The organism is Phaeospirillum tilakii (genome assembly GCF_042683125.1).
GTDB classification, from domain to species: Bacteria; Pseudomonadota; Alphaproteobacteria; order Rhodospirillales; family Magnetospirillaceae; genus Phaeospirillum; species Phaeospirillum tilakii.
Window position 1 is genome coordinate 1 of sequence record NZ_JBHUIY010000028.1, and the last position, 22,180, is coordinate 22,180.

Below are 22,180 nucleotides of genomic sequence, written 5' to 3' on the forward strand. Positions count from 1 at the left end.
TCTCGGGCGGGTAGACGTGCGACAGCCAGTAATTGGCCACCACCTTGCCCGAGACGTTGAGGATCAGGCCGCCGAGCGAATAGCCCTGGTTGGCGTTGGCGTTGACCCGCCAGTCGGCGCGGTCGAGGTACTCGTTGATCGAGGATTCGACATCGACCACCGTCTTCTTGTCGCGGCGCAGGCGGGCGCGCTGCTCGCGGTAGACGATGTAGGCCCGCGCGGTGGCGAAATGGTTGGCCGAGATCAGCACCTGCTCGACCACGTCCTGCACCTGCTCGATATGGGGCGTGGCGCCGTGGAAGCGGTGGGACAGCACCTTGACCGCCTGGATCGTCAGCAACTGGGCCTCGTCGCCCTCGAGTTCGCCGGTGGCCTTGCCGGCGCGCAGGATCGCCGAGCGGATCTTGTCGCCATCGAACGGAACGGCGAGGCCGCTGCGCTTGAGGATCGAGCGGGGGGCGACAGCGGCAAGCGGCGAGCCGGACATCGGTATTCCTTGCAGGGCGGAGCGGAGGGACACAGGAAAACCGCCATTTCCTACATATAGAGGAAAAAGCGCCTTCCAACGCAAAATAGCGTAGTGCCGCGGCCCGGCCGGCGTCAAGTCCGAACTGTCCGCCCCGGCCCCGCCTGGAGGCTGGCGCCGCCAGACCCCTCCCTTTTTTGGGGCGTCATGGATTGGCGGGGCAATCCTTGCCGTCATGCGTGGACTTGATCCGCGCATCCAGGGGGCGCCGCCTGGCACCTTGCCCCGAAGGCCGGTCAGGCCATGACCTGCCGCCCCATCCGGGATAAAAAAACTGGCCTGGCTTGCGCCAGGCCAGTTTCACCAGGCCATCGGATCACACAGACACTGTGGGCGATCAGACGATGCCCGGCCGGGAAACCGCCCCCCGACGGTTAGCCGGCCGCCCTGGACCGAGATCTATCTGTCCGAACGAACAGGCCAAGGTATCGCGCTTGCCACCCCGCACGGCGCGCCACCGGAAATTGATGTGCGCACCAGCAACACCAGCTCTTTGCTCCCCAACAGCAAAAAACCAAGGCACTTGGAACCCATCACTTTCCCCATCATCGAATTGGCCGAGATTTTCTCTTGAATATCGGCTTTTGCGACAACGGCCTTTTCGCCACCCCTTTTCTCTCCCGGGGAATGGACAGAATCATTACTAGCAGAGGCGATGGTTGAAATCAATGGGTTTAACCCCCATCCAAAAGGTCACCCCGGGGGCGATCCCCGCCCCGGCGCGGTCGCGGGAGACGGGCAGGCCGCCCCCGGCCGGGGGCCACGGCCCCGCTTGGGCGAGCGGGGCGCGGTTGAGGGTTGTCAGCAAACGCGAACCTGCGCTACAAGACGCAGAGCGGGGGCGTTGCCGCGACGACTCCCCCATAAATCGGCTTGTCGCGGCGGAGGTGGCGGAACTGGTAGACGCGGTGGCCTTAGAAGCCATTGTCTTCAATGACTTAGGGGTTCGAGCCCCCTCCTCCGCACCAGTTTTCACGCTCCAAGGCGCCAGCCCTCGGGGCGATGGTCCCGTCGCCCGCGCCCATGCGCCCCGTTTCCGGTCCGCCGGCGCCGAGGAGCGCGCCGGCCCACCCGATGCAACCCACTCGATTCGATTGGCGAAAGACTGATGCAGGTAACCGAGATCAATGCCGACGGCCTGAGACGTGACTTCAAGGTCGTTGTCCCCGCGTCCCACATCGACCAGAAGCTCACCGACAAGATCACCCAGCTCGCCGGCACCCTGAGCCTGCCCGGTTTCCGCCCCGGCAAGGTGCCGCTGGCGATGGTGCGCAAGAAGTACAGCGCCGCGGTGATGGGCGAGATCCTCGAGGAATCGGTCAACGACGGCATCGGCAAGGCGATCGAGGCCGGCAGCCTGCGTCCGGCCACCCAGCCGAAGGTCGAGATCACCGCCTTCGCCGAGGGCCAGGACCTCGAATTCGACCTGATCGTCGAGGTGATGCCCGACATCACCGTGATGGACCTCGCCACCGTCAGCCTGACCCGCGACGTCCCGCAGATCGCCGAGGCCGAGCTTGAGCCGGTGCTGGCCGGCATCGCCGAGCGCAACGGCGAGGCCGAGACCGTCGCCCGTCCGGCCGAACAGGGCGACGTGGTGGTGATCGATTTCGTCGGCAAGATCGACGGCGAGGCCTTCGCCGGCGGTGCCGCCGAGGGCTATTCGCTGAAGCTCGGCTCGAACACCTTCATCCCCGGCTTCGAGGACCAGCTGGTCGGCCAGAGCGCCGGCGGCCAGACCGTGGTCAACGTCTCGTTCCCGGACGGCTACGGCAACGACAAGCTGGCCGGCAAGGCCGCCACCTTCGACGTCACCGTCCACGAGGTCAAGGCGAGCAAGCCGGCGGCGATCGACGACGAGCTGGCCAAGAAGGTCGGCATGGAGTCGCTCGAAGCCCTCAAGCAGGCGATCCGCGACGAGCTGGGCCGCGACCTCACCACCGCCGCCCGCTTCAAGCTGAAGCGCGCGCTGCTCGACGTGCTGGCCGCCAACCACGATTTCCCGGTGCCCGGCTCGATGGTCGAGTCCGAGTTCGAGGCGATCTGGAAGCAGGTCGAACAGGGCCGCACCGACGGCGAGACCGATCCGGCCGACCAGGGCAAGTCCGACGACGAGCTGAAGGCCGAGTACCGCACCCTGTCCGAGCGCCGCGTCCGCCTCGGCCTGCTGCTGGCCGAGATCGGCCGGGTCAACAGCATCAATGTCAGCCAGGAAGACCTCAACCGCGCCATCCTGGCCGAGGCCCGCGCCTATCCGGGCCAGGAACATCTGGTGCTCCAGTACTACCAGAAGAACAAGGAGGCGCTCGACGCGCTGCGCGCCCCGGCCTATGAGGAGAAGGTGATCGACTTCATCCTCGCCCAGGCCCAGGTCGCCGAGCGCGAGGTCGCCGCCGAGGCGTTCCGGCGCGAGATCGCCGCCCAGGAAGGCGAGGCCCACGATCACGAGCACGGCCCCGACTGCGGCTGCGATCACGATCACAGCCACGCCTGAGCATGGATCCGGCGCGGTCCCCTTCCGGGGGACCGCGCCCCTTCCCCCGCCGGCCGGCGTCAGGGCGCCGGCGCACCCACCGCAGAAAGGAAGCGAGCATGCGCGAGAGAGATCCCCTCGAGTTGTACATGAACACGCTGGTGCCGATGGTGGTCGAACAGACCAATCGCGGCGAACGGGCCTATGACATCTATTCCCGCCTGCTCAAGGAACGGATCATCTTCCTGACCGGGCAGGTTCATGACGAGGTCGCCAGCCTGATCTGCGCCCAGCTGCTGTTCCTCGAATCCGAGAACCCGACCAAGGACATCGCCTTCTACATCAATTCGCCGGGCGGCGTCGTCACCTCGGGCCTCGCGATCTACGACACCATGCAGTACATCCGCCCGGCGGTGTCCACCGTCTGTATCGGCCAGGCCGCCTCGATGGGCTCGCTGCTGATGACCGCCGGCGCCGCCGGCAAGCGTTATTCGCTGCCCAACGCCCGCATCATGGTCCACCAGCCCTCCGGCGGCGCCCAGGGCCAGGCCACCGACATCGAGATCCAGGCGCGCGAGATCCTTGCCCTGCGCGCCCGCCTCAACAATATCTATGTTGAACACACCAAGCAGCCGCTCGACGTGATCGAACGGGTGATGGAGCGCGACAAGTTCATGACCGCCGAGGAGGCCCGCGATTTCGGCCTGATCGACGAGGTGGTGAACCGGCGCCCGATCCCCGAGGACAGCGACACCGCCCCGGCCAGCTGACCGGCCCCGGCGCCCCGCCCCCCTCCTTTCGGGGGGGGTGGGTTGATGTTTGTCATTGTCTGGCCGGGCCGGCTGCGGTTAACATACGCCCTGCGGATGCGGGGGGTTGACCCAATGGAGCTTCGATGACCAAGTCCACCAGCGGCGAATCCAAAAGCACGCTTTACTGCTCGTTCTGCGGGAAGAGCCAGCACGAGGTCCGGAAGCTGATCGCCGGCCCGACCGTGTTCATCTGCGACGAATGCGTCGAGCTGTGCATGGACATCATCCGCGAGGAGCACAAGACCCATCTGGTCCGCTCCCGCGACGGGGTGCCGACGCCGAAGGACATTCGTGCCGTCCTCGACGATTACGTCATCGGCCAGGACCACGCCAAGAAGGTGCTGTCGGTCGCCGTCCACAACCACTACAAGCGGTTGCAGCACGGCGCCAAGAGCAACGAGGTCGAGCTCGCCAAGTCGAACATCCTGCTGATCGGCCCGACCGGCTGCGGCAAGACCCTGCTGGCCCAGACCCTGGCCCGCATCCTCGACGTGCCGTTCACCATGGCCGACGCCACCACCCTGACCGAGGCGGGCTATGTCGGCGAGGATGTCGAGAACATCATCCTCAAGCTGCTCCAGGCCGCCGAATACAATGTCGAGCGGGCCCAGCGCGGCATCGTCTACATCGACGAGGTCGACAAGATCAGCCGCAAGTCGGACAATCCTTCGATCACCCGCGACGTGTCGGGCGAGGGCGTCCAGCAGGCCCTGCTGAAGATCATGGAAGGCACCGTCGCCTCGGTGCCGCCCCAGGGCGGGCGCAAGCACCCGCAGCAGGAATTCCTTCAGGTCGACACCACCAACATCCTGTTCATCTGCGGCGGCGCCTTCTCCGGCCTCGAGAAGATCATCGGCAGCCGGGGCAAGGGCACCTCGATCGGCTTCGGCGCCGAGGTGCGCGGCCCGGACGAACGCCGCACCGGCGAGATCCTGCGCGAAGTCGAGCCCGAGGATCTGCTGAAGTTCGGCCTGATCCCCGAATTCGTCGGCCGTCTGCCGGTGCTCGCCACCCTTGAGGACCTCGATGTCGGCGCCCTGATCGAGATCCTGGCCAAGCCGAAGAACGCCCTGGTCAAGCAGTATCAGCGCCTGTTCGAGATGGAGAACGTCAAGCTCTCCTTCAGCGACGACGCCCTCAAGGCGATCGCCGAGAAGGCGATCCAGCGCAAGACCGGTGCCCGTGGCCTGCGTTCGATCATGGAAGGCATCCTGCTCGACACCATGTTCGACCTGCCCGGCCTCGACGAGGTTGACGAGGTGGTGGTCAACAAGGAAGTGGTCGAGGGCCGGGCCCAGCCGCTCTACATCTATGCCGAGCGGCGCGGCGACACCGGCGCCACCTCCGCCTGACCCCCGTCCCGACCCAGGCCCTGGCGGGGGAACGCGACCCGGTCGCGCTCCCCCGCCGCCGCCTCCCCTCCCCCGCCGTCCCGCCCGACGCCGCCCCGCCACCGCCCCGGTGGCGTCCGGGGCGCCGTTCCGCGCCTGCCAGGGCTTCTGCCGGCTTGACGCCGGGCGGACTCCGCACGATCTTTCTTAATAAGTAATTTGATCCCCCCGTCGCCCGCTTCGCCGCGGCGGCGCAGACCCCATGAGGCAGAATGGTCGAAGCCCCGTCCGACGACATCTTTCCGGTCCTGCCGTTGCGGGACATCGTCGTCTTCCCGCACATGATCGTGCCTTTGTTCGTCGGCCGTGAAAAATCGGTCCGCGCGCTCGAGGACGTGATGCGCGAGGACAAGCAGATCCTGCTGGTGGCGCAGAAGAACGCCGCCCAGGACGACCCCACCACCGACGACATCTATGCCGTCGGCACCGTCTCGACCGTGCTGCAACTGCTGAAGCTGCCCGACGGCACCGTCAAGGTGCTGGTCGAGGGCAGCCGCCGCGCCCGCATCCTGCGCTACACCGAGAACGAAGCCTTCTTCCAGGCCCAGGCCGAGCCGATCGACGAACGCACCGGCGAGCCGCAGGAGCTGGAGGCGCTGTCGCGCTCGGTGGTGGCCCAGTTCGAGCAATATCTGAAGCTCAACAAGAAGATTCCGCCCGAGGTGCTGGTCTCGATCAACCAGATCGAGGACCCGGCCAAGCTGGCCGACACCGTCGCCTCCCATCTGACCCTCAAGATCGCCGACAAGCAGGAACTGCTCGAGATCGAGGTGGTGTCGGAGCGGCTGGAGCGGGTCTATTCCTACATGGAGGGCGAAATCGGCGTCCTTCAGGTCGAGAAGAAGATCCGCAACCGCGTCAAGCGGCAGATGGAGAAGACCCAGCGCGAATACTACCTCAACGAGCAGCTGAAGGCGATCCAGAAGGAGCTGGGCGAAGGCGACGACGGCAAGGACGAGGTCGCCGAGATCGAGGAGCGCATCGCCAAGACCAAGCTGTCGGCCGAGGCGCGCGAAAAGGCGCTGGCCGAGCTGAAGAAGCTGAAATCGATGAGCCCGATGTCGGCCGAGGCGACGGTGGTGCGCAACTACCTCGACTGGCTGCTGACCCTGCCGTGGAAGAAGCGCAGCAAGGTCAAGAAGGACGTCGCCCTGGCCGAAGAGGTGCTGAACGCCGACCATTACGGCCTGGAGAAGGTCAAGGAGCGGATCCTCGAATATCTGGCGGTGCAGATCCGCACCGAGAAGGTGCGCGGCCCGATCCTGTGCCTGGTCGGCCCGCCCGGCGTCGGCAAGACCTCGCTCGGCAAGTCGATCGCCCGCGCCACCGGCCGCAATTTCGTGCGGATGAGCCTGGGCGGGGTGCGCGACGAGGCCGAGATCCGCGGTCACCGCCGCACCTATATCGGCTCGATGCCGGGCAAGATCCTCCAGGGGATGAAGAAGGCCAAGGCCTCGAACCCGCTGTTCCTGCTCGACGAGATCGACAAGCTGGGGGCGGACTGGCGCGGCGATCCCGCCTCGGCCCTGCTTGAGGTGCTCGACCCCGAGCAGAACGCCAGCTTCAACGACCATTATCTCGAGGTCGATTACGACCTGTCCGACGTGATGTTCGTCACCACCGCCAACAGCCTGCGCATGCCGCAGCCGCTGCTGGACCGGATGGAGATCATCCGCCTGTCGGGCTACACCGAGGATGAGAAGGTCGAGATCTCCCGCCGCCACCTGCTCGACAAGGTGGTCAAGGCCGCCGGGCTCAAGGAGGGCGAGTTCTCGATCAGCGACGAGGCGCTGCGCCACATCGTGCGCTACTACACCCGCGAAGCCGGCGTCCGCAACATGGAGCGCGAGCTGGCCAGCCTCGCCCGCAAGGCGGTCAAGGAGATCGTCGGCAAGGGCAAGGGCAAGGTGGCGATCACCCCGCGCAACCTCGAAAAATACGCCGGCATCCGCCGCTACCATTTCGGCGAGGTCGAGGATACCGATCTGGTCGGGGTGGTCACCGGGCTGGCCTGGACCGAGGTCGGCGGCGAGCTGCTGACGATCGAGGCGGTGTCGATGCCGGGCAAGGGCACCTTCGCCCATACCGGCAAGCTGGGCGACGTGATGCAGGAATCGGTGCAGGCGGCGCGGTCCTACGTCCGCTCGCGCTCGATCAGCCTCGGCATCAAGCCGACCGCGTTCGAGAAGCGTGACATCCACGTCCACGTCCCCGAGGGCGCCACCCCCAAGGACGGCCCCTCGGCCGGTGTCGCGATGTGCACCGCGATCGTCTCGGTGCTGACCGGGATCCCGGTGCGGCGCGACGTGGCGATGACCGGCGAGATCACCCTGCGCGGCCGGGTGCTGCCGATCGGCGGCCTCAAGGAGAAGCTGCTGGCCGCGCTGCGCGGCGGGATCAAGACGGTGCTGATCCCCAAGGAGAACGAGAAGGACCTGGCCGAGATCCCCGACAACGTCAAGAAGGGGCTCGCCATCCTGCCGGTCTCGACCGCCGACGAGGTGCTGAGCCACGCCTTGGTGCGGATGCCGGTGCCGGTCGAGTGGGACGAAGCCACCCAGGCGGCCCCGGCCGCCGTGGCCGAAACCACCGAGGCCGCCGAGGCCGCCGGAGGGGTGCTGACGCACTGAACCGAGGGTGTCCCCCGGCCGGAGCGATCCGGCCGGGGTGCTTTGCCGGTTGACGCTCTCAAAGAGCGTGACATACACTGAAACTCCTGTCCGAACGACGGACGGATGGGAATCTATTGTCTTTGACTATGGGGGCAATCTTGTCGAACAAGAACGATCTGGTGGCGGCCGTGGCCGAGACGACCGGCCTGTCCAAAACCGATGCGGCCGCCGCCGTCGACGCCGTCTTCCAGGCGATTACCAATGCGCTGAAGGAAGGCGACGAGGTCCGGCTGGTCGGTTTCGGAACCTTCGCGGTGAGCGAGCGGGCCGCTTCGGAGGGGCGCAACCCCCGGACTGGCGAAAAGATTTCGATCGCGGCCTCGAAGCAGCCGAAATTCAAGCCCGGCAAGGGTCTGAAGGACGCCATCCAGTAAGGCGACGGCGGCGAAATCCTTCCGCCGGCCCCCGGCGCGGGGCCGGCGCCCCGGGCGGTTAGCTCAGCTGGTAGAGCGCCTGTTTTACACGCAGGATGTCGGCGGTTCGAACCCGTCACCGCCCACCATGTTTTCAATGACTTAGCGGCATAGCCGAAAGCTGGTTTAGCACCCGTCCTGACTGGATTTGGCATAACGATTCCAGAAAGCCGGCTAGCTGTGGTCACGATCCCCCGTCCACTTTCCGCATTGCCGCCTCGGCCAACCGGGCCTGATTCGCGCCCTGGCCGTAGTGCTGGACCATCTGCAACGTCGCGTGACCGGTGATGGCCTGGACTTCCTGAGGGGTGCAGCCCGCCTCGAACAGAACCTGGGTGGCGCATTTTCGGAGCCCGTGGAACGGCCATTTGCAGCCAAGCCGATGCTGCTCCCGGTTCCAGATCGTGCCGAACCCATCGTCGGTGTAAGCCGATCCATCCGCCTTCTGAACGATGGTCCCCTCCCGCCCTCCCCGCTCTTCCGCCAGCCGATCCAGCTCGGCCACCAGCGCCGGCCGCAGCGGCACCCGGAGCGCAGCCCCGGTCTTGGCCTGCACCACCGCAATCTTGCCGTCGGCGATCGCGTCCCAGCGCATCGCCAGCACGTCGCCGCGCCGCTGGCCGGTGTAGAGCGCCAGGAAGAAGGCCGTTCGCGCCGCCCCGGTGCTTTCCGCCGCGAACTTCTCCAGCACCTCGGGCGGCCAGGGCATCCACCCCTCCCGGCTCGTCTTCAGCGCCCGAATGCCCTTCGCGGGGTTTTCTTGGACCAGACAGGCGTCAACCCCGAAGGCGAACAAGGTCTTGACCACCCGCAGCGCGGCATTGGCGGTCGCGGGGCGGTCGGCCAGCTTGTCGCGGAACGCCTTGACTGCGCCCCGGTTTATTTTTGCCACCGGCAGGCGCCCCCAAACCTTTCGCACCCCGTCAAGGTAGCGGCGATACTCCGACTTGGTGCTGGCCTTGAGCTGCGCGAACTCTGACGCGGCATAGTAAGCCGCCACGAGGTGGCCGAATGTCCCCGGGACCTCGGCGCTGACCGTGCCGCCCGCCTCAAAGCTGGCGTGAATGGCACGGTAGGCGGCGTGAAACTCTGCGTCATCCGGGGCGCCGGGGATCCGCTGGCGAATGCCTCCCCGGCGGTAATAGAACCGCTCGACGCCGCGTCGATCGCAAATTCGATCGACATAGGGGAGGTTCACGCGCCCCATTACAGGTCCAACCCCTCGAGGGCGTGCAGGGCCTCATCGGCATCTTCGGCGGGCTGCTCCGCCGCCTTGCCACCACCAACCCAGGCCTCCAGATCCGCCACCCGCCATCGGTTGTGGCGTCCGAGCTTCACCGGCTTCGGCCCATGGGTCTTCAGCGTCGCCACCGGGACGGAACACAGCGCGGCGGCTTCCTTGGCAGACAGGCAAAGCGGGGCGCCAGCCGCGTCACCGCCTCTTCTCCCAACGTCGGAGCGGGGGATCGCATTCATCATCCCCTCTTCTCCGCCACCAGCGCCCCGCCGCGCAGCGTGAACGGCGCGCTGGTGGCGCTGACCGCGAAAAACTCGACGTGCTCGACGTCGCCCAGGTCGAGCACGTCCTCCAGGCCGTCAAGGCTGTCGGAAATGGTGTCGGGGTCGCCCGGGATCCACACCTGCATCAGGGCGCCCGGGGGTGGCTCAGGCATCGGCGGATCAGCTTCGACCCGGCGGCTGTCGCCGTCTTCGATCAGGCGGACTTCGGCGCGTCCGATGGTTTCAACCCACTCGAACTTGACCACGGCGCCCTCTTCCAGCCGGTCGGGCGCCTCGCCCTCCTCCGCCGGGTCGAGGCCGAACCCGCCACCCGGCAGCACCACCAGCCAATCGGACGGCGCCAAGCGTGGCGGCGGCGAGATTTCATCGACGTGGGCGGTTGGGATCCACTGACGCATGGTCAGCCTCCTTGGCCTGGGGTCAGGGGGAGCCAGGCCTCCAGCGCGGCGCTGGGGCACAGGCGGTTTTCGGGAGACGCCGCCGGGCCGGCGCAGCCGGGGCCGAGGCGGCGGCAAGAGAGGCATGACTTCTTGGCCGACCCAGATCCGGGTCGGCGGCGGCCGGACAGCGCAGCAGCCCGGGTCGAGGCCTCCGCCTCGGCCGAGGCGAACCCGTGCCGAACGTGGCCGCCGCGACGCGCCACCCCCCGACCAATCGCCTGGGCGCGGAACAGCCCGCCGGCCCAGCGCCGCCAGCCCGCCGAACTGATGAGCCGGCCCGCGCTGAGGCACAAGGCCGCCAGCTCGTAATTGGGTGCCGCCGTCACCTGTCCGGCGCTGTCGATGTAGTGGGCGACAAGACACCCCTCTTCGAGGCTGAGGGCGACCGGCACGTCGCCCCAGCGCCACCGCACCGCGAAGTGCAGCGGCCCGTCCTCCAGCGCCTGCCACAGGTCGGCCGCCTCGTCAGCGGTCCTGGCGGCGGCGATGCGACGGGGGGCGATCATGCCCACCCCCGGCGATCGGTCCGGCCACGCCGTCGGCTGCGGTCGCGCCGGCTCCCCCACGGCATCATCCTCCGGTAGATCGACGCCATCATGGCCGATCACCCAGGCTGCCGATGTTGCCCAGCACCACGCTGAAGGTGATGACGGCCACCCACGGGTTGGCGGTCCAGGCGTCGGGGCCGTGGAGGCTGAACCAGAGGTTGGCAAAGGACCACCGCGCCGAATATGGATCAACGCCACTTACGCGGGTCGCGGTCTCGCCGTGCTTGAGGCCGTGGTGCTGCTCAAACTGTTTGCATGCGGAGAGGTAGGCAAACTTGTCGCTGTCTCCGCACCCCTCCGCCCGCGCGTCATCCTCGCTGATGTCCTGCAGCGGCTCGACCCGCACCGCATCGACTAAGAGGGTGATGCGGCTCGCCCAGCGGGGCATGTGGATCGAGGGGCGCCATTTGGGGGCGCAGCGGTCGAACCCCTCGCGATAAATGCACGCCATGTACCGATCGGTCGGGTTGATGGTTTGGACAACGCCATCCGAATGCCGAAACGCCGTCTCCGGGACTATGGCGTGCGCCTCCCGCACCCACAGCCGGTCGCCGGAGGCATAGGGCGCTATCTCCGGGAGCAAGCGCCGGGCCTCGCCCTCATCGCGGAAGGTGATTCTCTTGGTGGCGAGCCACGGCAGGCCCAAGCTCGGGTGCGCGACCGGTTGATCGCGAAGCACCCGCCGCGTCTGCGTCTTCCTGCCATCCAGTAGGGCGCGGACCATCGGGGCGCTGAAGATGATCGGGCGGTCAGTCATGCCGCACCCGATAGGCGATGACGTCTTCATAGGACCCGGTGCCGTGCTGCCACACGACCTGATCGGCGCATGCCTCACCAGTGCTGCCATCCACCCCCTTCCATTGGATTTCCACTTCCGCGTCTACTGGGCGATCCCCGCCGGTCCACGGGATCCAGCCGTCGGGGTCAGGCTGTGGCGCAGCGCCACTCTCCGTCAGCGCCGCGCGGGCGGGGAGGTCGGTGAGGACGCTGAAGAGATAGTCCCGGGTGTCAAGCGTATCGACGGTTGTTGACCCGTAAGCATCGCGGTATGCGGTTGCCGCATCCACCACCACCGCCAGCCGGGCGGCGAGTTCGTCGCGCTCGGCCAACGCCTCGTCCCGTTCGCGCTGGTGTCTGGCGATGCGGTCTAGCTTGGCGTTGTCGCTGGCTTTCCACGCCTCGATCTCGGCCCGCAGCGCCCCCGGATCGCACCCGGCGGCGCGGTCTGACGCGGAGATGGCGTCGGCGATGTGGGAGGCGATGTCGGGGTCGAAACCCAGGGTGCCGTTGTCGCACAGGCACTCGATCAGCCGCTCCCGCCGCTGCTGGGGCGCGGGGCGGGCGGGCGCCCAATGTCGGTGCTCAAACGTCCCGTCGGCGAGGCTGCCAACGCAGCACGAATCGCACGGCTCGACGCTCGGCGGCCGTGTGCCGTGTTTGCATGTCCAGCAAACCTGCTGGGGCGCGGTGGCGGTGTTCTTGTCGCCCATGGTCAGATGCCCTCCGCGCTGAAGGCGTGGAAGAGGCTGATCAGCACCAGGGCCAGCCCGGCGGAGCCGAGGATGGGGAGGTATTCCATCATCGGCCCTCCTGTTCGGCGCGGGCGATGGCGTCCCAGGCCGCCGACAGGCGCGCCTGGACGGCGGACAGTTCGGCGGCAAGGTCGGGATAGCCCAGGTCCGAAAAGGCGTCGGCGGCGCCCGACAGCCTGTCGTAGAGCCGGCTGTATTGCTCCCAGCGGAGCGGGTGCCGGCGGGCGGGGATGTCGCGGAGAGGCATCGCTCAGTCCCCCTTCGCGGCGGCAAGAGCCGCGACCAGCTGGTCGTAGATGCTCTTGCTTTCGTCGGCGTCGGCCGCCTCGCCGGTTTCGAGCCACCGCTCGATGTTGGCAACCTGACGCTCGACCGCCTCAGCCAGCTTGGCCTTGTCGGCACGGAGGTGCGCTATTTCGGAGATCAGGGCGTCGCGGTCGCTTTTTACGGATTGGTGAGTCTCGTACAGGCCGGACCAGCGAGCGGCCATCCGCTCGACCTCGGCCCGCGCCTCGCCGCGCTCGGCCCGCAGCCGCTCGATCTCGTCGGCCATCTCCGGGGCGCGGGCGATCAGGGCGCTCAGGCGGCGGCGCTCATCGGCCGGGAGCCAGTGTGCGAGATCGCACACTGCCAACCCGGGCCGGGTCGGGTCGCCCGCGCGAAAGGCGGTGCGGACGAGGCCTCCTAGGTCTTCGAGCGGGTAGAGGGCGAGGTCGGCCGAGCCCGTGGCGCTGCTGATCGGCCGGCCGAGGTCATCGGCGGGGCCGTGGGTCAGGGTGGCGGGGGTCAGGGTGGTGGGGGTGAGGGCCTGCATGATCGCCTCCCCTATTCCGCCGCCTGGGCGGGCGTGAAGTTGTCGCGCAGAACCCGGACGATCTGGCGGACGCTGGCGCGGGCGTGGCCCGGCAAGGCGACGATGTCGCGGGCGATCTCCATCGTCTCCTGCCGGGCGATCGGGTCCATCTCGATCCGCGGGACGGCCGCCACGGTGCCGGCGATCACCGCCGCCGGGCTGGCCGCCGCCGCCTCGGCCGGGAGATCATCGAAGAAGAAAGACACCGGCACATCGAGCGCCCGGGCCAGATCGAACAGGCGGGAGCAGCCGATGCGGTTGGCGCCGCGCTCGTACTTCTGGACCTGCTGAAAGGTCAGGCCGATCGCCTCGCCCAGCTTTTCCTGGCTCAGCCCCAGCAACGTGCGGCGCAGGCGCATCCGCGCGCCGACGTGGATGTCGATCGGGTTGGCGCTGCCGTCCTCAAGCCGGCCCCGGGTGGATTTGCGCTCGGCCATGGCTCAGGCCCTCCGCTCGATGGTGGCGGCGATGGCGGCCGGCGGCAGAAGCGGGACGACATGGGCGTCATCGACCACCTCTTTCGGGAAGACGAGCGTCGGCTCGTCATGGCCGGGGATGATGACCCGGTAGGCGATGACGGTCTGGCTGTAGGGGATCGGCAGGATCCCGATCACCAGGGCCGGGCCGGCGTAGAGCCCGGGAACGTTGACGGTGATGGTGGTGTCGATGGGGTGTGGCATCGGTTCCTCCCTGTCGCTGGCGCCGAGTGGATGGCACTGGCCGGTTGCCGCCTGGGGCGGATCAGCGATAGCTGACTGGGAAGACGCTACATTTTGTGTTGAGCCGCTGTCAACACGTTTTGTGTTGTCGCGCCCCAGTGTTCCGCGGCACGCACCGTCCGCCTCGCGATTGCGACAACCCAGGCCAACACTTGGCGCGTGTGGACCACGCGGCGAACGATTGATGTTTCGTTCGCGTTATGTTCCAATTTGGGCAATAAGGAGAGGCCGATGAGCGACGAAGAATGGGCCGCACGGGCGCTTAATGGGTGGCGCCGGTTATCTCTGATCGAGCGTCAGGTGATCTTGACGACGGTTCGGGCACTGGCCGAGGGGGTTACCCCTGGTCCCGCTCACGAGGAGCGACTAGAGCCCCCGCAAATCCCTCAACAAGAGCGAGAACTCGCCCCCGGGTCTCCGGGTCAAGACGCCTTAACGCCTTGAGGTAGGCGACCTCATCCTCGGCAATGTCAAGTGCCGCCGCGTCGGCGGTCGCCCCCATGAGCCATGTCGCAGGAACATCCAGCGCCTCTGAATAGATCCTTGCGACGCGCAAGCTGTTGATCGGCCTCTCGCCATTAAGGCGCGCCCGAACCGTTTGTTCAGCCTCGCGATCGCCAATGAGCCTGCGCAAAGCGGGGGCGCTCCGATGCCCTTTGGCTTCGGCGGCCCACTGCAAGCGCTTATGGCGATCCTTGATATCGGGCAGATCCATCACACCACGGACTGTAGCAGAGGCGCCGCGATCTGGCCGCCACATCGTGTGTTGACTCCTATCAACACAAATTGTAGCGTTACACCCCATGAGCACGATCCAAACTATCGCCGACCTGATCTCCCTGTGGCCCAGCGCGGCGGCCCTGGCTGCCGCAATGGACGAGAAGCCCACGACGGTGAGGATGTGGGCGGCTCGTGACAGCATTCCGGCGGACCGGTGGTTGACACTGGTCGAGGTATCCCAAAAGCAGGGGGTAGAGGGGATTAACCTCTATCTGCTCGCCAGGATAGCCGCACGGCGGAAATGCGGGAGGTATGCCGCATGACCCGCTCATTGCCCCTCCGCCATCTCGGCCAGCCGCAGGGCGGCGGCGGCGATCCTCTCGGCCCGCAGGGTCGCGGGCTGATCGCCCGCCTCGATCGCGGCGGCGCGGGCCACCCCGGCGGCGACCGCCACCCGGCGCGCCGAGGCGGCCACCTCCCGGTCGAGCGCCTGCTGCCAGCGGCGGCGGCCCTCGGTCCCGGCCGGCGGCGCCGCATGCAACAGATCCTCGATCGCGCTCCCGTCCGGCATCGCCCATCCCCCGTTGTGTCCATCGCAAGACTGCATCCTCAGAAGGGTAAAAGACATGGCGCGTAAAGACCTGCTCTCCACCGATTTGGTCCGCGACCGGCACGTCGCCGCCCTGGCGCTGCATGTCGGGGACCACCGGCCGCTGTCCCAGGCGATGCTGGCCCAGGAAACCGGCTGCGAGCTGCGCACGGTCCGGGCCCACCTCTACGGCGAGACCACGCCGCCCCTCGCGACCTGGCTCGCCTATGCCGAGGTGCTGCCCGATTCCTACGCCAACGCCCTGCTTGGGCTGGCCGGCCTGGGCGGGGCTCGCCGGCTTGGCGCGGCGCCGGCCCCGACTGTCGCCCTGGCCGAGATGGCCGAGGGTGTCGCCGCGCTGGCCGATGCGCTGGCCGATGGCCGGATCGATCACACCGAGCGGCCGACGGTCATCAAGGAACTGCGCGAGGCGATCAGCGCCGCCGAGGCGCTGGTGGCCGCGCTGGAGAACACCGACCGGGGTGACCGCTGAGATGGCCGCCGCCAGCAGGCATGCGATCGCCCGGGCCCTGGGGCGCGCCCGCGCCCAGATCGCCCGGCTGGCCGCCCTGCGGCAGGCCCTGGGTATCGGTCGGGCCGAGCTTGCCGACGCGCTCGGCACGACCCGGCAGACCATTTACCGGTGGGAGCATGGGCAGGCCGTCCCGTCCGCGCTCGACCTGTGGGCCTGGGCGGCGGCGCTGGGTGTGACGCTCGGCGAGATCGAAGGCGTCACAGAACCTGTGACACTGGCGGCGGAGGGCGCGCCATGATCCGCCGCCCCGCCGCCCGCCCGAACAAATTCCACGCTCGCAAGACCGAGGTGGACGGGATCCTCTTCGACAGCGCGGCCGAGGCGCGCCGCTGGTCCGATCTGCTCCTGCTGGAGCGGGCCGGTGAGATCCGGGGCCTTGAGCGGCAGGTTGATTTCCCCTGCATCGTCAATGGGGAGAAGGTCTGCGTCTATCGGGCCGACTTCGTCTATTTCACCGGCGTCGGCCGGGTGGTCGAGGATGTGAAGGGCCACCGCACCCGCGAATACCTGCTCAAGAAGAAGCTGGTAGAGGCCGTCTATCCCGGCGTCCAAATCACCGAGATCACCAGGGGGCGGCGATGAGCGCAAGCTACCCCTGCCTCGTCATGCTCTGCGATGACGCCATGGCCGATCGGCTTGAGGCCGAGGGCTGGACGATCGAGCGCGGCGCCCTGGCGCACACCCACCACGGATTTTACCGGCCGCACATCGCTACCGCATGGCTGCCGGACCGGGCGAGCGATGCCGGATCGGCCCCGGCCGGCCTGCCGTCGGAAGCCGCCCCCGCCCCTGCCCCACTTGTCCCGCCGGAAGATCTCGCCCGCGCCCACGCCTGCCGGGCGCGCAGATCCTCCTGCCCGATCCCCCAATACTGCCCGCCGGCCTGCCGCCGCTGGGCCTGAACAGAGGCTCTGCACCATGCTGATTCGTGCCAATGCCTGCGTTTTCCACGCCGCCGCCGTCTTCGCCGCCGCGGCGATCGAGCGCCGCACCACCGAACGGGTCCTCACCGGCATCAAGCTGGCCGCCCAGGATGGGCGGCTGACCCTCACCGCGACCGACCTGGACATGGAGGTCAACCTCGACCTTGACGTCGAGGTCGAGGGCTCCGGCGTCGCCGTCGTTGACGGCCACCGGCTGCGCCGCTTGCTCGACGCCATCCGCAAGGCCGATGCCGGAGCGGTCGTCAGCCTGACCGCCGACGCCGAGGGCGCCGTCCTGTCCTGGGGCGACGGCGCCGGGAGCAACAGCACCGCCCGCCTTGTCGATCTGGGCGCCGAAGATTTCCCGAGCCTCGCCCACAAGCCGACGGCGGAGCACCAGATGCCGGCCGGCCACCTGCTCGACCTGCTGGCGCGCGTCGCGCCCTGCGTCTCGACCGAGGAAACCCGCTACTACCTCAACGGGGTCTATCTCCACGCCCGCGCCGGGCGGCTGGCTGCCGCCGCCACCGACGGACACCGGCTGGCGGTCACCTCGGCCCCCAGGCCGGTCGCGGCCGGGTGGCCGGCGCTGATCCTGCCGAGCAAGGCGGTCGGGTGGATCACCAAGGCGCTGCGCCGGCTCGACCCGGAGGTCGAGGTGACGCTGGCGGCGAGCGACACCAAGCTGGCCCTGACGTGGCCGGGCGTCCGGCTGGTGGCCAAGGCGATCGACGGCACCTTCCCCGATTACGGCCAGGTGATCCCGGCGGGGGGGATGTCCTGCACGGTCGAGCGCGCCGCCCTGCTGCGGGCGCTGCGGCTGCTGGCCGCATTTTCCGAGCGGGGGGGGAGGCACTACGTCCGCCTCGACATCGGCGAGAATCGGGTGACCCTGACCGCCAGCGATCACGACGAAGGCAATATCAGCACCAGCATCCCGACCGATTATGCCGGCCCGAAGATCGTCAGGGCTTTCCAGCGCGAATATTTGCAGGGCATGGCGATGATGCTGCGCTCGCCGTTCCTGACGATTTCCGGGGAAGACCAGTCCGCCCCGCATCGGATCGAGTCGGCGGCCGATCCCGACTTCCTGTCGATCCTGATGCCGTGCCGGGTCTGACGGCGATGTTGCCGCTCGACCTCCCTCGCCAGCCGGCGACGCCGAGCCGCCGGCCCAGGCCAGCCAAGAGCCGGGGCGACGCGCTCCACGATTGGCCGTTGCAGGGCGGGATCAATGTGGTGCTGTTCGCCGGCATGGGCGGCGCCTGCCAGGGGCTGGAGGCCGCCGGCTATCCGGTCCACCTCGCCGTCAACCACGATGAGGTGGCGATCGCCGCCCACCGCGCGCTCAACCCGCACACCCGCCACATGCAGGCCGACATCTTCGAGGTCGATCCGCTGCTGGCGGTGCGCGGCCGGCGCGTCGGGCAGCTGTGGGCCAGTCCCGATTGCCGCGACCACTCGGTCGCCAAGGGCGGCGCGCCGCGCAGCCCGCGCGTCCGCTCGATGCCGTGGCAGGTGTGCCGCTGGGTCGGTGTGCTGCGCCGGCGGGGGCTCGGGCCGGAGGTGGTTTATCTCGAGAACGTCCGCGAGATCCGGGGCTGGGGGCCGTTGATCGCCAAGCGCGACCGTGCGACCGGCCGGGTGCTCAAGCTCGACGGCACCGTCGCCGCTCCGGGCGAGCGGGTGCCGGTGCGGGAGCAGCAGCTGGTGCGCGACCCGCGTCGGGCCGGCCGGACCTACCGCGCCTGGGTGCGCCACATGGAGCGGCTCGGCGCGACCTATGAGGACCGCGACCTGTGCTGCGCCGATTTCGGCGTGCCGACCACGCGCAAGCGGCTGTTCGGGGTGGCTCATTTCGACGGGCGCCGCCCGGTCTGGCCCGAGCCGACCCATGCCCAGCGCGACAGCGAGGCGGTCCGGGCTGGCCGGCTGCTGCCGCACGTCCCCGCCGCCAGCATCATCGACTGGTCTCTCCCGCTGCCCAGCATCTTCGACCGGCCCCGGCCGCTGGCGCCGGCCACCCTGCGGCGGATCGCCGTCGGGATGCGGCGCTTCGTGTTGGAGGCCGAGCGGCCGTTCCTGATCCGCTATCATGGTGAGCGTCGGCCCGGCGAGAACGCCCGCGCCCAGGAATTAGGCGCGGCGATGCCGACCCAGACCACGGAGAATCGCTTTGGCGTGGTCAGCGTGGCGGTGATCGGCTGCGGCGGGCGATCTGGTCAGGTGCCGCCGATGGATGTCGGCGACGCCCTCAACACCAGCACCACCAAAGAGGATCGGTGCGTCCTGGCGGCGCATCTGATCCAGACCGGATATGGCGAGCGCGAAGGGCAGGCGCCGCGCGCCCTCGACGTCGAGCGGCCGATCGGCACCATGGTTGCCGGCGGCGGGAAGCATGCGGCGGTCGGCGCCTGGATGGTCCAGCACAACACCGGCGTGATCGGTCACGATGCCGCCGACGGGCTCTCGACCATGACCACGCTGGGCACCCAGCAGCAGGTGGCCGGGGCCTTCCTGGTCCACCAGCGCGGCACCGGCACCGCCACGTCCCCCGCGGATGCCGCCCGGACCCTCACCACCGGTGGCGGACGGGGTGGCGACCATATCGGCGTCGGCGCGGCCTTCCTGACCGAATATTACGGCACCGGCGGCCAGCACTGCGCCGCCGATGAGGCGCTCAACACCCTCTCGACCGTCGACCGCTTCGCGGTGACCCGGGCCGCCACCGGCGCCCCGCCGCTGCCGGCCGACCAACTGGCCCGGGCCCGGCAGGTGGCCGAGTTCCTGCGCGCCCACGGCGTGTGGTCCGGCGGCGAGGTTGTCACCCTCGGCCCGTGGGTGATCGTCGAAATCGGGATGCGGATGCTCCGCCCAGAGGAGGTCGCCGCCGCGCACGAGCTGCGGATGCCGGCGGCGATCACCCTGCCCAAGCGGGACCGTCAGGGCGCCATCGTCACCGACGTCACCGGCGCCGCGGTGCTGGTCACCCGGCCGCTGACCAAGACCGAGGCGATGCGCCTGATCGGCAACAGCGTGCCCAAGCGGATGGCGTTGCTGCTGGCCCAAGCCAATGGGCCGCGCGCCCTCGAAAGGATGGAGGCCGCTGAATGAGCCGCCTGATCATCGTCCCGCTCGATCTGGCAGAGGCCAACGCCTTTGTCGCGCGTCACCACCGCCACCACGGGCCGGTGGTCGGGCACAAATTCAGCCTGGGTGCGGCGCTGGCCGATGCCATTGTCGGCGTGGCAATCGTTGGCCGCCCAACGTCCCGTCATCGCGATGATGGCCTGACGCTGGAGGTGACGCGCCTCTGCACGGACGGCACCCGCAACGCCTGCTCTGGCCTGTATGGCGCCGCAGCTCGATCTGCGTTCGCCCTCGGTTACCGCCGGATCGGGACGTACATCCTCGCCAGCGAGACCGGGGCCAGCCTCAGCGCCGCTGGGTGGCGTCTGATCGGTGAATGCGGCGGTGGGTCTTGGTCACGCCAAGGCCGGCCTCGCGTCGACCTCCATCCAACCGAACCTAAACTGCTGTTCGAGCAACACCCAGCCGGCGATCGGAGGGAGCATTGAACATCCCCGACATTCCGCCCCCACTCGTCCCGGCCGATTGCGACCTGCGCGACTTCGCGTTCATCCCGCTCGACGTGGCCCGCCTGCGCGACAGCGACTTCGCCTGCCGGGCGACCGACGCAGCCTTTCGCGCCGGGGTGATGTTGTGGCTGGCGTCCTGGCATCAGGTGCCTGCCGGCAGCCTGCCCGATGACGATTGCGTCCTGTCGATGCTGGCCGGCTATGGCCGGGTGGTGCGGGTCTGGCAGCGCCACCGGGCCGGCGCTCTGCATGGCTGGGTCAAATGCTCGGACGGCCGGCTCTATCACCCGGTCATCTGCGAAAAGGCCCGCGAGGCGTGGCGCTCGAAGCAGGAGCGGCACCACCAGCGCCTGTGCGACCGGCTGCGAAAGGAAAACAGCCGCAGGGTCGCCAAGGGCCTGCCCGAGGTCGAAACCCCGTCGTTCGACGCCTGGGTTTCGGCTGGCAGCCCGGCGGAATGGACAGAGGTTTCCCCGACAGTTCCGCTGGAAAAGGCGGATGTTCCGGCGGAACATCACGGTCTTTCCGCCGGAACAGGGGAAGGAGCCGCAGAGGTTCCAGAGGAACGCGCCCGTGCTTCCGCCGGAACACATTTCCCGTCCGCCGGAAATCCGCCGGAAAACGCTCTTAAGGGACAGGGACAGGGAGAAGATAAAGAAGGACGTGGTGGTGGGGGTGCGGGCGCGCTGCCCATCGAATCGCCGGAAGCCAGACAGGTGGTCGATCGCTTCAAACGCCTTCGCCGCGACCTCTGGCCGCTGGAAAGCGGCTTCCCGGCCCCGGACCTGACTCTGCTGACCGAGGCCGAGGGCTTTCTTGGGCAAGCACCAGTCGCCCTGGTGCTCGATGTGGTCGAGCGGGGGATGCGCCAATCAGCGACGGACGAGCGCCCCGCCCCTGGGTCGCTGCGGGCATACCGCCGATCGATCACCAACGCCGCCGTCACCCACCGCAACGCCACCGCCCCGTCACGCGCCGCGCCTGCGGCGGTGGCCTCCGCACATCACCCGAAATCCGCCGCCGCCGCCTTTTACCGGTTGCAGGCGGAGCTTGCAGGGAGACAGCCGTGAACGACCTCACCACCATTCCCCGGCCAAGAACGCCGGTCACCGCCCGGCACCAAGCGGCCCTGTCCAACACCACCGCGGCGATCGCCGACAATCAGGCGCTGATCCCGGCCGACGAATGCCGCGCCATCGTCGCCGAGATGCAGGCCGCCCTGCTGCCGGCCAGGGCCGAGGTCGCCGCCGAACATGCTCGGCTGATCGTCGCCGCCTATGGCACCCAGAAGCCGGACAACCCGGACGCCTACGCCCGGCTGGTCACGCTGGCCGCGACCCGCTGCCCGGCCGACCTGCTGCCGCAGCTCGTTGACGAGGTGACCCGGCGCCACCCGCGCTTCCTGCCGACCAAGGGCGAGATCGAGGCCGTGATCGCCGACCTGCGGACCAAGCGGGTCCGCGCTCTGTCGGTGGCCGAGGCCCACCTCAAGGCCCACGCCAAGCGCCAAGCCGAGCGGCCGAAATCGACGCCGGAAGAGCGCGAGGCGATGCTGGCCCGGCTGCGGCAGCGGTGCCCGGAAGTGTTCGGGCTGGCATCGGCGGCGCGGCGAATGCCGGGGACTGTCGCCAGTGCAGGCGGCCGCGCCTCGGCCAACGATGACGGCATCACCGATGCGGACATCCCGCGCCTGCGGGAGGAGATGGCCGCGCAGATCCGCGAGGCGGTGGATGGACGATGACCCCGCCACCCTTATCCGCCCTGGCGCCCAGTGGCAGCCCGGGGCGTGGACGCCGGCCCGCTGCGCCATGTGGCGGCGGGCTGACCCGGAAACCCGGGCCCGGCTGGAGCGGTGGGTGATGGCCGAGCAGGCAAGAGGATGGTGCCACCGGGGGCAGTTGCCCGAGCAGAGAG

The 22,180-nt window shown here is 68.6% G+C and carries 28 protein-coding genes and 2 tRNA genes; 17 read left to right on the forward strand and 13 right to left on the reverse strand.

The features are described from left to right. Positions 1-487: ATP cone domain-containing protein (locus ACFSNB_RS13275; RefSeq protein ID WP_377317335.1), on the reverse strand; the 487-nt coding region annotated here is incomplete at its 3' end. Between the two features lie 920 nt (positions 488-1,407). Between ACFSNB_RS13275 and ACFSNB_RS13280 the strand changes: the two genes are divergently transcribed. From ACFSNB_RS13280 to ACFSNB_RS13310, 7 genes are all read left to right on the forward strand, one after another. After that, positions 1,408-1,494 (forward strand) — tRNA-Leu (locus tag ACFSNB_RS13280). A 140-nt stretch (positions 1,495-1,634) separates the two neighbouring features. Then, a complete protein-coding gene (gene tig / locus ACFSNB_RS13285; protein WP_377317337.1) occupies positions 1,635-3,020 on the forward strand; it encodes a trigger factor in 1,386 nt (461 codons plus the stop codon). A 98-nt stretch (positions 3,021-3,118) separates the two neighbouring features. After that, positions 3,119-3,769: an ATP-dependent Clp endopeptidase proteolytic subunit ClpP gene (clpP, locus tag ACFSNB_RS13290; RefSeq protein ID WP_377317339.1), complete on the forward strand. Its 651-nt coding sequence runs from the start codon at positions 3,119-3,121 to the stop codon at positions 3,767-3,769. Between the two features lie 125 nt (positions 3,770-3,894). Next, entirely contained in the window at positions 3,895-5,163 is a 1,269-nt protein-coding gene (clpX, locus tag ACFSNB_RS13295; protein WP_377317341.1) for an ATP-dependent Clp protease ATP-binding subunit ClpX, read from the forward strand. A gap of 251 nt (positions 5,164-5,414) precedes the next feature. Beyond that, positions 5,415-7,832: an endopeptidase La gene (lon, locus tag ACFSNB_RS13300; protein ID WP_377317343.1), complete on the forward strand. Its 2,418-nt coding sequence runs from the start codon at positions 5,415-5,417 to the stop codon at positions 7,830-7,832. Positions 7,833-7,960: 128 nt separating this feature from the next. Next, a complete protein-coding gene (locus ACFSNB_RS13305) occupies positions 7,961-8,248 on the forward strand; it encodes an HU family DNA-binding protein (RefSeq protein WP_377317447.1) in 288 nt (95 codons plus the stop codon). A 52-nt stretch (positions 8,249-8,300) separates the two neighbouring features. Then, a tRNA-Val gene (locus ACFSNB_RS13310) sits at positions 8,301-8,376 on the forward strand. Positions 8,377-8,471: 95 nt separating this feature from the next. Here ACFSNB_RS13310 and ACFSNB_RS13315 read toward each other — a convergent pair. From ACFSNB_RS13315 to ACFSNB_RS13365, 11 genes are all read right to left on the reverse strand, one after another. Further along, the gene (locus ACFSNB_RS13315; protein ID WP_377317345.1) at positions 8,472-9,485 is read right to left on the reverse strand and encodes a site-specific integrase; all 1,014 of its coding nucleotides are present in this window, start codon (positions 9,483-9,485) and stop codon (positions 8,472-8,474) included. Positions 9,486-9,493: 8 nt separating this feature from the next. After that, positions 9,494-9,766, reverse strand: a complete 273-nt coding sequence (locus tag ACFSNB_RS13320; RefSeq protein ID WP_377317347.1) for a helix-turn-helix transcriptional regulator — start codon at positions 9,764-9,766, stop codon at positions 9,494-9,496. Then, a complete protein-coding gene (locus tag ACFSNB_RS13325) occupies positions 9,763-10,206 on the reverse strand; it encodes a hypothetical protein (RefSeq protein WP_377317349.1) in 444 nt (147 codons plus the stop codon). Before ACFSNB_RS13325 ends, ACFSNB_RS13320 begins: the two co-directional genes overlap by 4 nt. A 2-nt stretch (positions 10,207-10,208) precedes the next feature. Next, positions 10,209-10,754, reverse strand: a complete 546-nt coding sequence (locus tag ACFSNB_RS13330) for a hypothetical protein (RefSeq protein WP_377317351.1) — start codon at positions 10,752-10,754, stop codon at positions 10,209-10,211. 88 nt (positions 10,755-10,842) lie between these two features. Beyond that, positions 10,843-11,553, reverse strand: a complete 711-nt coding sequence (locus ACFSNB_RS13335; protein ID WP_377317353.1) for a hypothetical protein — start codon at positions 11,551-11,553, stop codon at positions 10,843-10,845. Further along, a complete protein-coding gene (locus ACFSNB_RS13340) occupies positions 11,546-12,286 on the reverse strand; it encodes a hypothetical protein (RefSeq protein ID WP_377317355.1) in 741 nt (246 codons plus the stop codon). The genes ACFSNB_RS13335 and ACFSNB_RS13340 overlap by 8 nt, the downstream gene beginning before the upstream one ends. An 88-nt stretch (positions 12,287-12,374) precedes the next feature. Further along, complete coding sequence (locus ACFSNB_RS13345) at positions 12,375-12,575, reverse strand: hypothetical protein (RefSeq protein ID WP_377317357.1); 201 nt, start codon at positions 12,573-12,575, stop codon at positions 12,375-12,377. 3 nt (positions 12,576-12,578) lie between these two features. Beyond that, a complete protein-coding gene (locus tag ACFSNB_RS13350; protein WP_377317359.1) occupies positions 12,579-13,142 on the reverse strand; it encodes a hypothetical protein in 564 nt (187 codons plus the stop codon). 11 nt (positions 13,143-13,153) lie between these two features. Further along, entirely contained in the window at positions 13,154-13,618 is a 465-nt protein-coding gene (locus ACFSNB_RS13355; protein ID WP_377317361.1) for a helix-turn-helix domain-containing protein, read from the reverse strand. 3 nt (positions 13,619-13,621) lie between these two features. Then, positions 13,622-13,861: a hypothetical protein gene (locus ACFSNB_RS13360; RefSeq protein WP_377317363.1), complete on the reverse strand. Its 240-nt coding sequence runs from the start codon at positions 13,859-13,861 to the stop codon at positions 13,622-13,624. A 376-nt stretch (positions 13,862-14,237) separates the two neighbouring features. Continuing rightward, positions 14,238-14,615: a hypothetical protein gene (locus tag ACFSNB_RS13365; RefSeq protein WP_377317365.1), complete on the reverse strand. Its 378-nt coding sequence runs from the start codon at positions 14,613-14,615 to the stop codon at positions 14,238-14,240. A gap of 88 nt (positions 14,616-14,703) precedes the next feature. Between ACFSNB_RS13365 and ACFSNB_RS13370 the strand changes: the two genes are divergently transcribed. Continuing rightward, on the forward strand, positions 14,704-14,943 hold the full coding sequence (locus ACFSNB_RS13370) for a carph-isopro domain-containing protein (protein ID WP_377317367.1): 240 nt from the start codon (positions 14,704-14,706) through the stop codon (positions 14,941-14,943). 5 nt (positions 14,944-14,948) lie between these two features. Here ACFSNB_RS13370 and ACFSNB_RS13375 read toward each other — a convergent pair whose 3' ends face one another. Further along, positions 14,949-15,191: a hypothetical protein gene (locus tag ACFSNB_RS13375; RefSeq protein WP_377317369.1), complete on the reverse strand. Its 243-nt coding sequence runs from the start codon at positions 15,189-15,191 to the stop codon at positions 14,949-14,951. Between the two features lie 55 nt (positions 15,192-15,246). Between ACFSNB_RS13375 and ACFSNB_RS13380 the strand changes: the two genes are divergently transcribed. The 9 genes from ACFSNB_RS13380 to ACFSNB_RS13420 are packed head-to-tail and all read left to right on the forward strand — an operon-like array spanning position 15,247 to position 22,007. Then, positions 15,247-15,702, forward strand: coding sequence for a hypothetical protein (locus tag ACFSNB_RS13380; RefSeq protein ID WP_377317371.1), 456 nt, complete (start codon positions 15,247-15,249; stop codon positions 15,700-15,702). Position 15,703: 1 nt separating this feature from the next. Continuing rightward, entirely contained in the window at positions 15,704-15,982 is a 279-nt protein-coding gene (locus tag ACFSNB_RS13385; protein WP_377317373.1) for a helix-turn-helix transcriptional regulator, read from the forward strand. Beyond that, positions 15,979-16,326, forward strand: a complete 348-nt coding sequence (locus ACFSNB_RS13390) for a DUF1064 domain-containing protein (RefSeq protein WP_377317375.1) — start codon at positions 15,979-15,981, stop codon at positions 16,324-16,326. The genes ACFSNB_RS13385 and ACFSNB_RS13390 overlap by 4 nt, the downstream gene beginning before the upstream one ends. After that, positions 16,323-16,646: a hypothetical protein gene (locus ACFSNB_RS13395; protein ID WP_377317377.1), complete on the forward strand. Its 324-nt coding sequence runs from the start codon at positions 16,323-16,325 to the stop codon at positions 16,644-16,646. The genes ACFSNB_RS13390 and ACFSNB_RS13395 overlap by 4 nt, the downstream gene beginning before the upstream one ends. A 16-nt stretch (positions 16,647-16,662) precedes the next feature. Next, positions 16,663-17,787 carry a DNA polymerase III subunit beta gene (gene dnaN, locus ACFSNB_RS13400; protein ID WP_377317379.1) on the forward strand — a complete coding sequence of 375 codons (1,125 nt, stop codon included), beginning with the start codon at positions 16,663-16,665 and terminating at the stop codon, positions 17,785-17,787. Then, entirely contained in the window at positions 17,775-19,781 is a 2,007-nt protein-coding gene (locus ACFSNB_RS13405; RefSeq protein ID WP_377317381.1) for a DNA cytosine methyltransferase, read from the forward strand. The genes dnaN and ACFSNB_RS13405 overlap by 13 nt, the downstream gene beginning before the upstream one ends. Then, complete coding sequence (locus ACFSNB_RS13410; protein ID WP_377317383.1) at positions 19,778-20,245, forward strand: XF1762 family protein; 468 nt, start codon at positions 19,778-19,780, stop codon at positions 20,243-20,245. The genes ACFSNB_RS13405 and ACFSNB_RS13410 overlap by 4 nt, the downstream gene beginning before the upstream one ends. Next, a complete protein-coding gene (locus ACFSNB_RS13415) occupies positions 20,242-21,336 on the forward strand; it encodes a hypothetical protein (RefSeq protein ID WP_377317385.1) in 1,095 nt (364 codons plus the stop codon). The genes ACFSNB_RS13410 and ACFSNB_RS13415 overlap by 4 nt, the downstream gene beginning before the upstream one ends. Further along, positions 21,333-22,007 carry a hypothetical protein gene (locus ACFSNB_RS13420; RefSeq protein WP_377317387.1) on the forward strand — a complete coding sequence of 225 codons (675 nt, stop codon included), beginning with the start codon at positions 21,333-21,335 and terminating at the stop codon, positions 22,005-22,007. Before ACFSNB_RS13415 ends, ACFSNB_RS13420 begins: the two co-directional genes overlap by 4 nt. Positions 22,008-22,180 lie beyond the last annotated feature (173 nt).

Excerpts from the sequence above, each read along its gene's own strand:
- tig (WP_377317337.1), top strand. The coding sequence starts at position 1,635 with ATGCAGGTAACCGAGATCAATGCCGACGGCCTGAGACGTGACTTCAAG.
- clpP (WP_377317339.1), top strand. The coding sequence starts at position 3,119 with ATGCGCGAGAGAGATCCCCTCGAGTTGTACATGAACACGCTGGTGCCG.
- clpX (WP_377317341.1), top strand. The coding sequence starts at position 3,895 with ATGACCAAGTCCACCAGCGGCGAATCCAAAAGCACGCTTTACTGCTCG.
- lon (WP_377317343.1), top strand. The coding sequence starts at position 5,415 with ATGGTCGAAGCCCCGTCCGACGACATCTTTCCGGTCCTGCCGTTGCGG.
- ACFSNB_RS13305 (WP_377317447.1), top strand. The coding sequence starts at position 7,961 with ATGGGGGCAATCTTGTCGAACAAGAACGATCTGGTGGCGGCCGTGGCC.
- ACFSNB_RS13320 (WP_377317347.1), bottom strand. The coding sequence starts at position 9,766 with ATGATGAATGCGATCCCCCGCTCCGACGTTGGGAGAAGAGGCGGTGAC.
- ACFSNB_RS13325 (WP_377317349.1), bottom strand. The coding sequence starts at position 10,206 with ATGCGTCAGTGGATCCCAACCGCCCACGTCGATGAAATCTCGCCGCCG.
- ACFSNB_RS13330 (WP_377317351.1), bottom strand. The coding sequence starts at position 10,754 with ATGATCGCCCCCCGTCGCATCGCCGCCGCCAGGACCGCTGACGAGGCG.
- ACFSNB_RS13335 (WP_377317353.1), bottom strand. The coding sequence starts at position 11,553 with ATGACTGACCGCCCGATCATCTTCAGCGCCCCGATGGTCCGCGCCCTA.
- ACFSNB_RS13340 (WP_377317355.1), bottom strand. The coding sequence starts at position 12,286 with ATGGGCGACAAGAACACCGCCACCGCGCCCCAGCAGGTTTGCTGGACA.
- ACFSNB_RS13345 (WP_377317357.1), bottom strand. The coding sequence starts at position 12,575 with ATGCCTCTCCGCGACATCCCCGCCCGCCGGCACCCGCTCCGCTGGGAG.
- ACFSNB_RS13350 (WP_377317359.1), bottom strand. The coding sequence starts at position 13,142 with ATGCAGGCCCTCACCCCCACCACCCTGACCCCCGCCACCCTGACCCAC.
- ACFSNB_RS13355 (WP_377317361.1), bottom strand. The coding sequence starts at position 13,618 with ATGGCCGAGCGCAAATCCACCCGGGGCCGGCTTGAGGACGGCAGCGCC.
- ACFSNB_RS13360 (WP_377317363.1), bottom strand. The coding sequence starts at position 13,861 with ATGCCACACCCCATCGACACCACCATCACCGTCAACGTTCCCGGGCTC.
- ACFSNB_RS13365 (WP_377317365.1), bottom strand. The coding sequence starts at position 14,615 with ATGGATCTGCCCGATATCAAGGATCGCCATAAGCGCTTGCAGTGGGCC.
- ACFSNB_RS13370 (WP_377317367.1), top strand. The coding sequence starts at position 14,704 with ATGAGCACGATCCAAACTATCGCCGACCTGATCTCCCTGTGGCCCAGC.
- ACFSNB_RS13375 (WP_377317369.1), bottom strand. The coding sequence starts at position 15,191 with ATGCCGGACGGGAGCGCGATCGAGGATCTGTTGCATGCGGCGCCGCCG.
- ACFSNB_RS13380 (WP_377317371.1), top strand. The coding sequence starts at position 15,247 with ATGGCGCGTAAAGACCTGCTCTCCACCGATTTGGTCCGCGACCGGCAC.
- ACFSNB_RS13385 (WP_377317373.1), top strand. The coding sequence starts at position 15,704 with ATGGCCGCCGCCAGCAGGCATGCGATCGCCCGGGCCCTGGGGCGCGCC.
- ACFSNB_RS13390 (WP_377317375.1), top strand. The coding sequence starts at position 15,979 with ATGATCCGCCGCCCCGCCGCCCGCCCGAACAAATTCCACGCTCGCAAG.
- ACFSNB_RS13395 (WP_377317377.1), top strand. The coding sequence starts at position 16,323 with ATGAGCGCAAGCTACCCCTGCCTCGTCATGCTCTGCGATGACGCCATG.
- dnaN (WP_377317379.1), top strand. The coding sequence starts at position 16,663 with ATGCTGATTCGTGCCAATGCCTGCGTTTTCCACGCCGCCGCCGTCTTC.
- ACFSNB_RS13410 (WP_377317383.1), top strand. The coding sequence starts at position 19,778 with ATGAGCCGCCTGATCATCGTCCCGCTCGATCTGGCAGAGGCCAACGCC.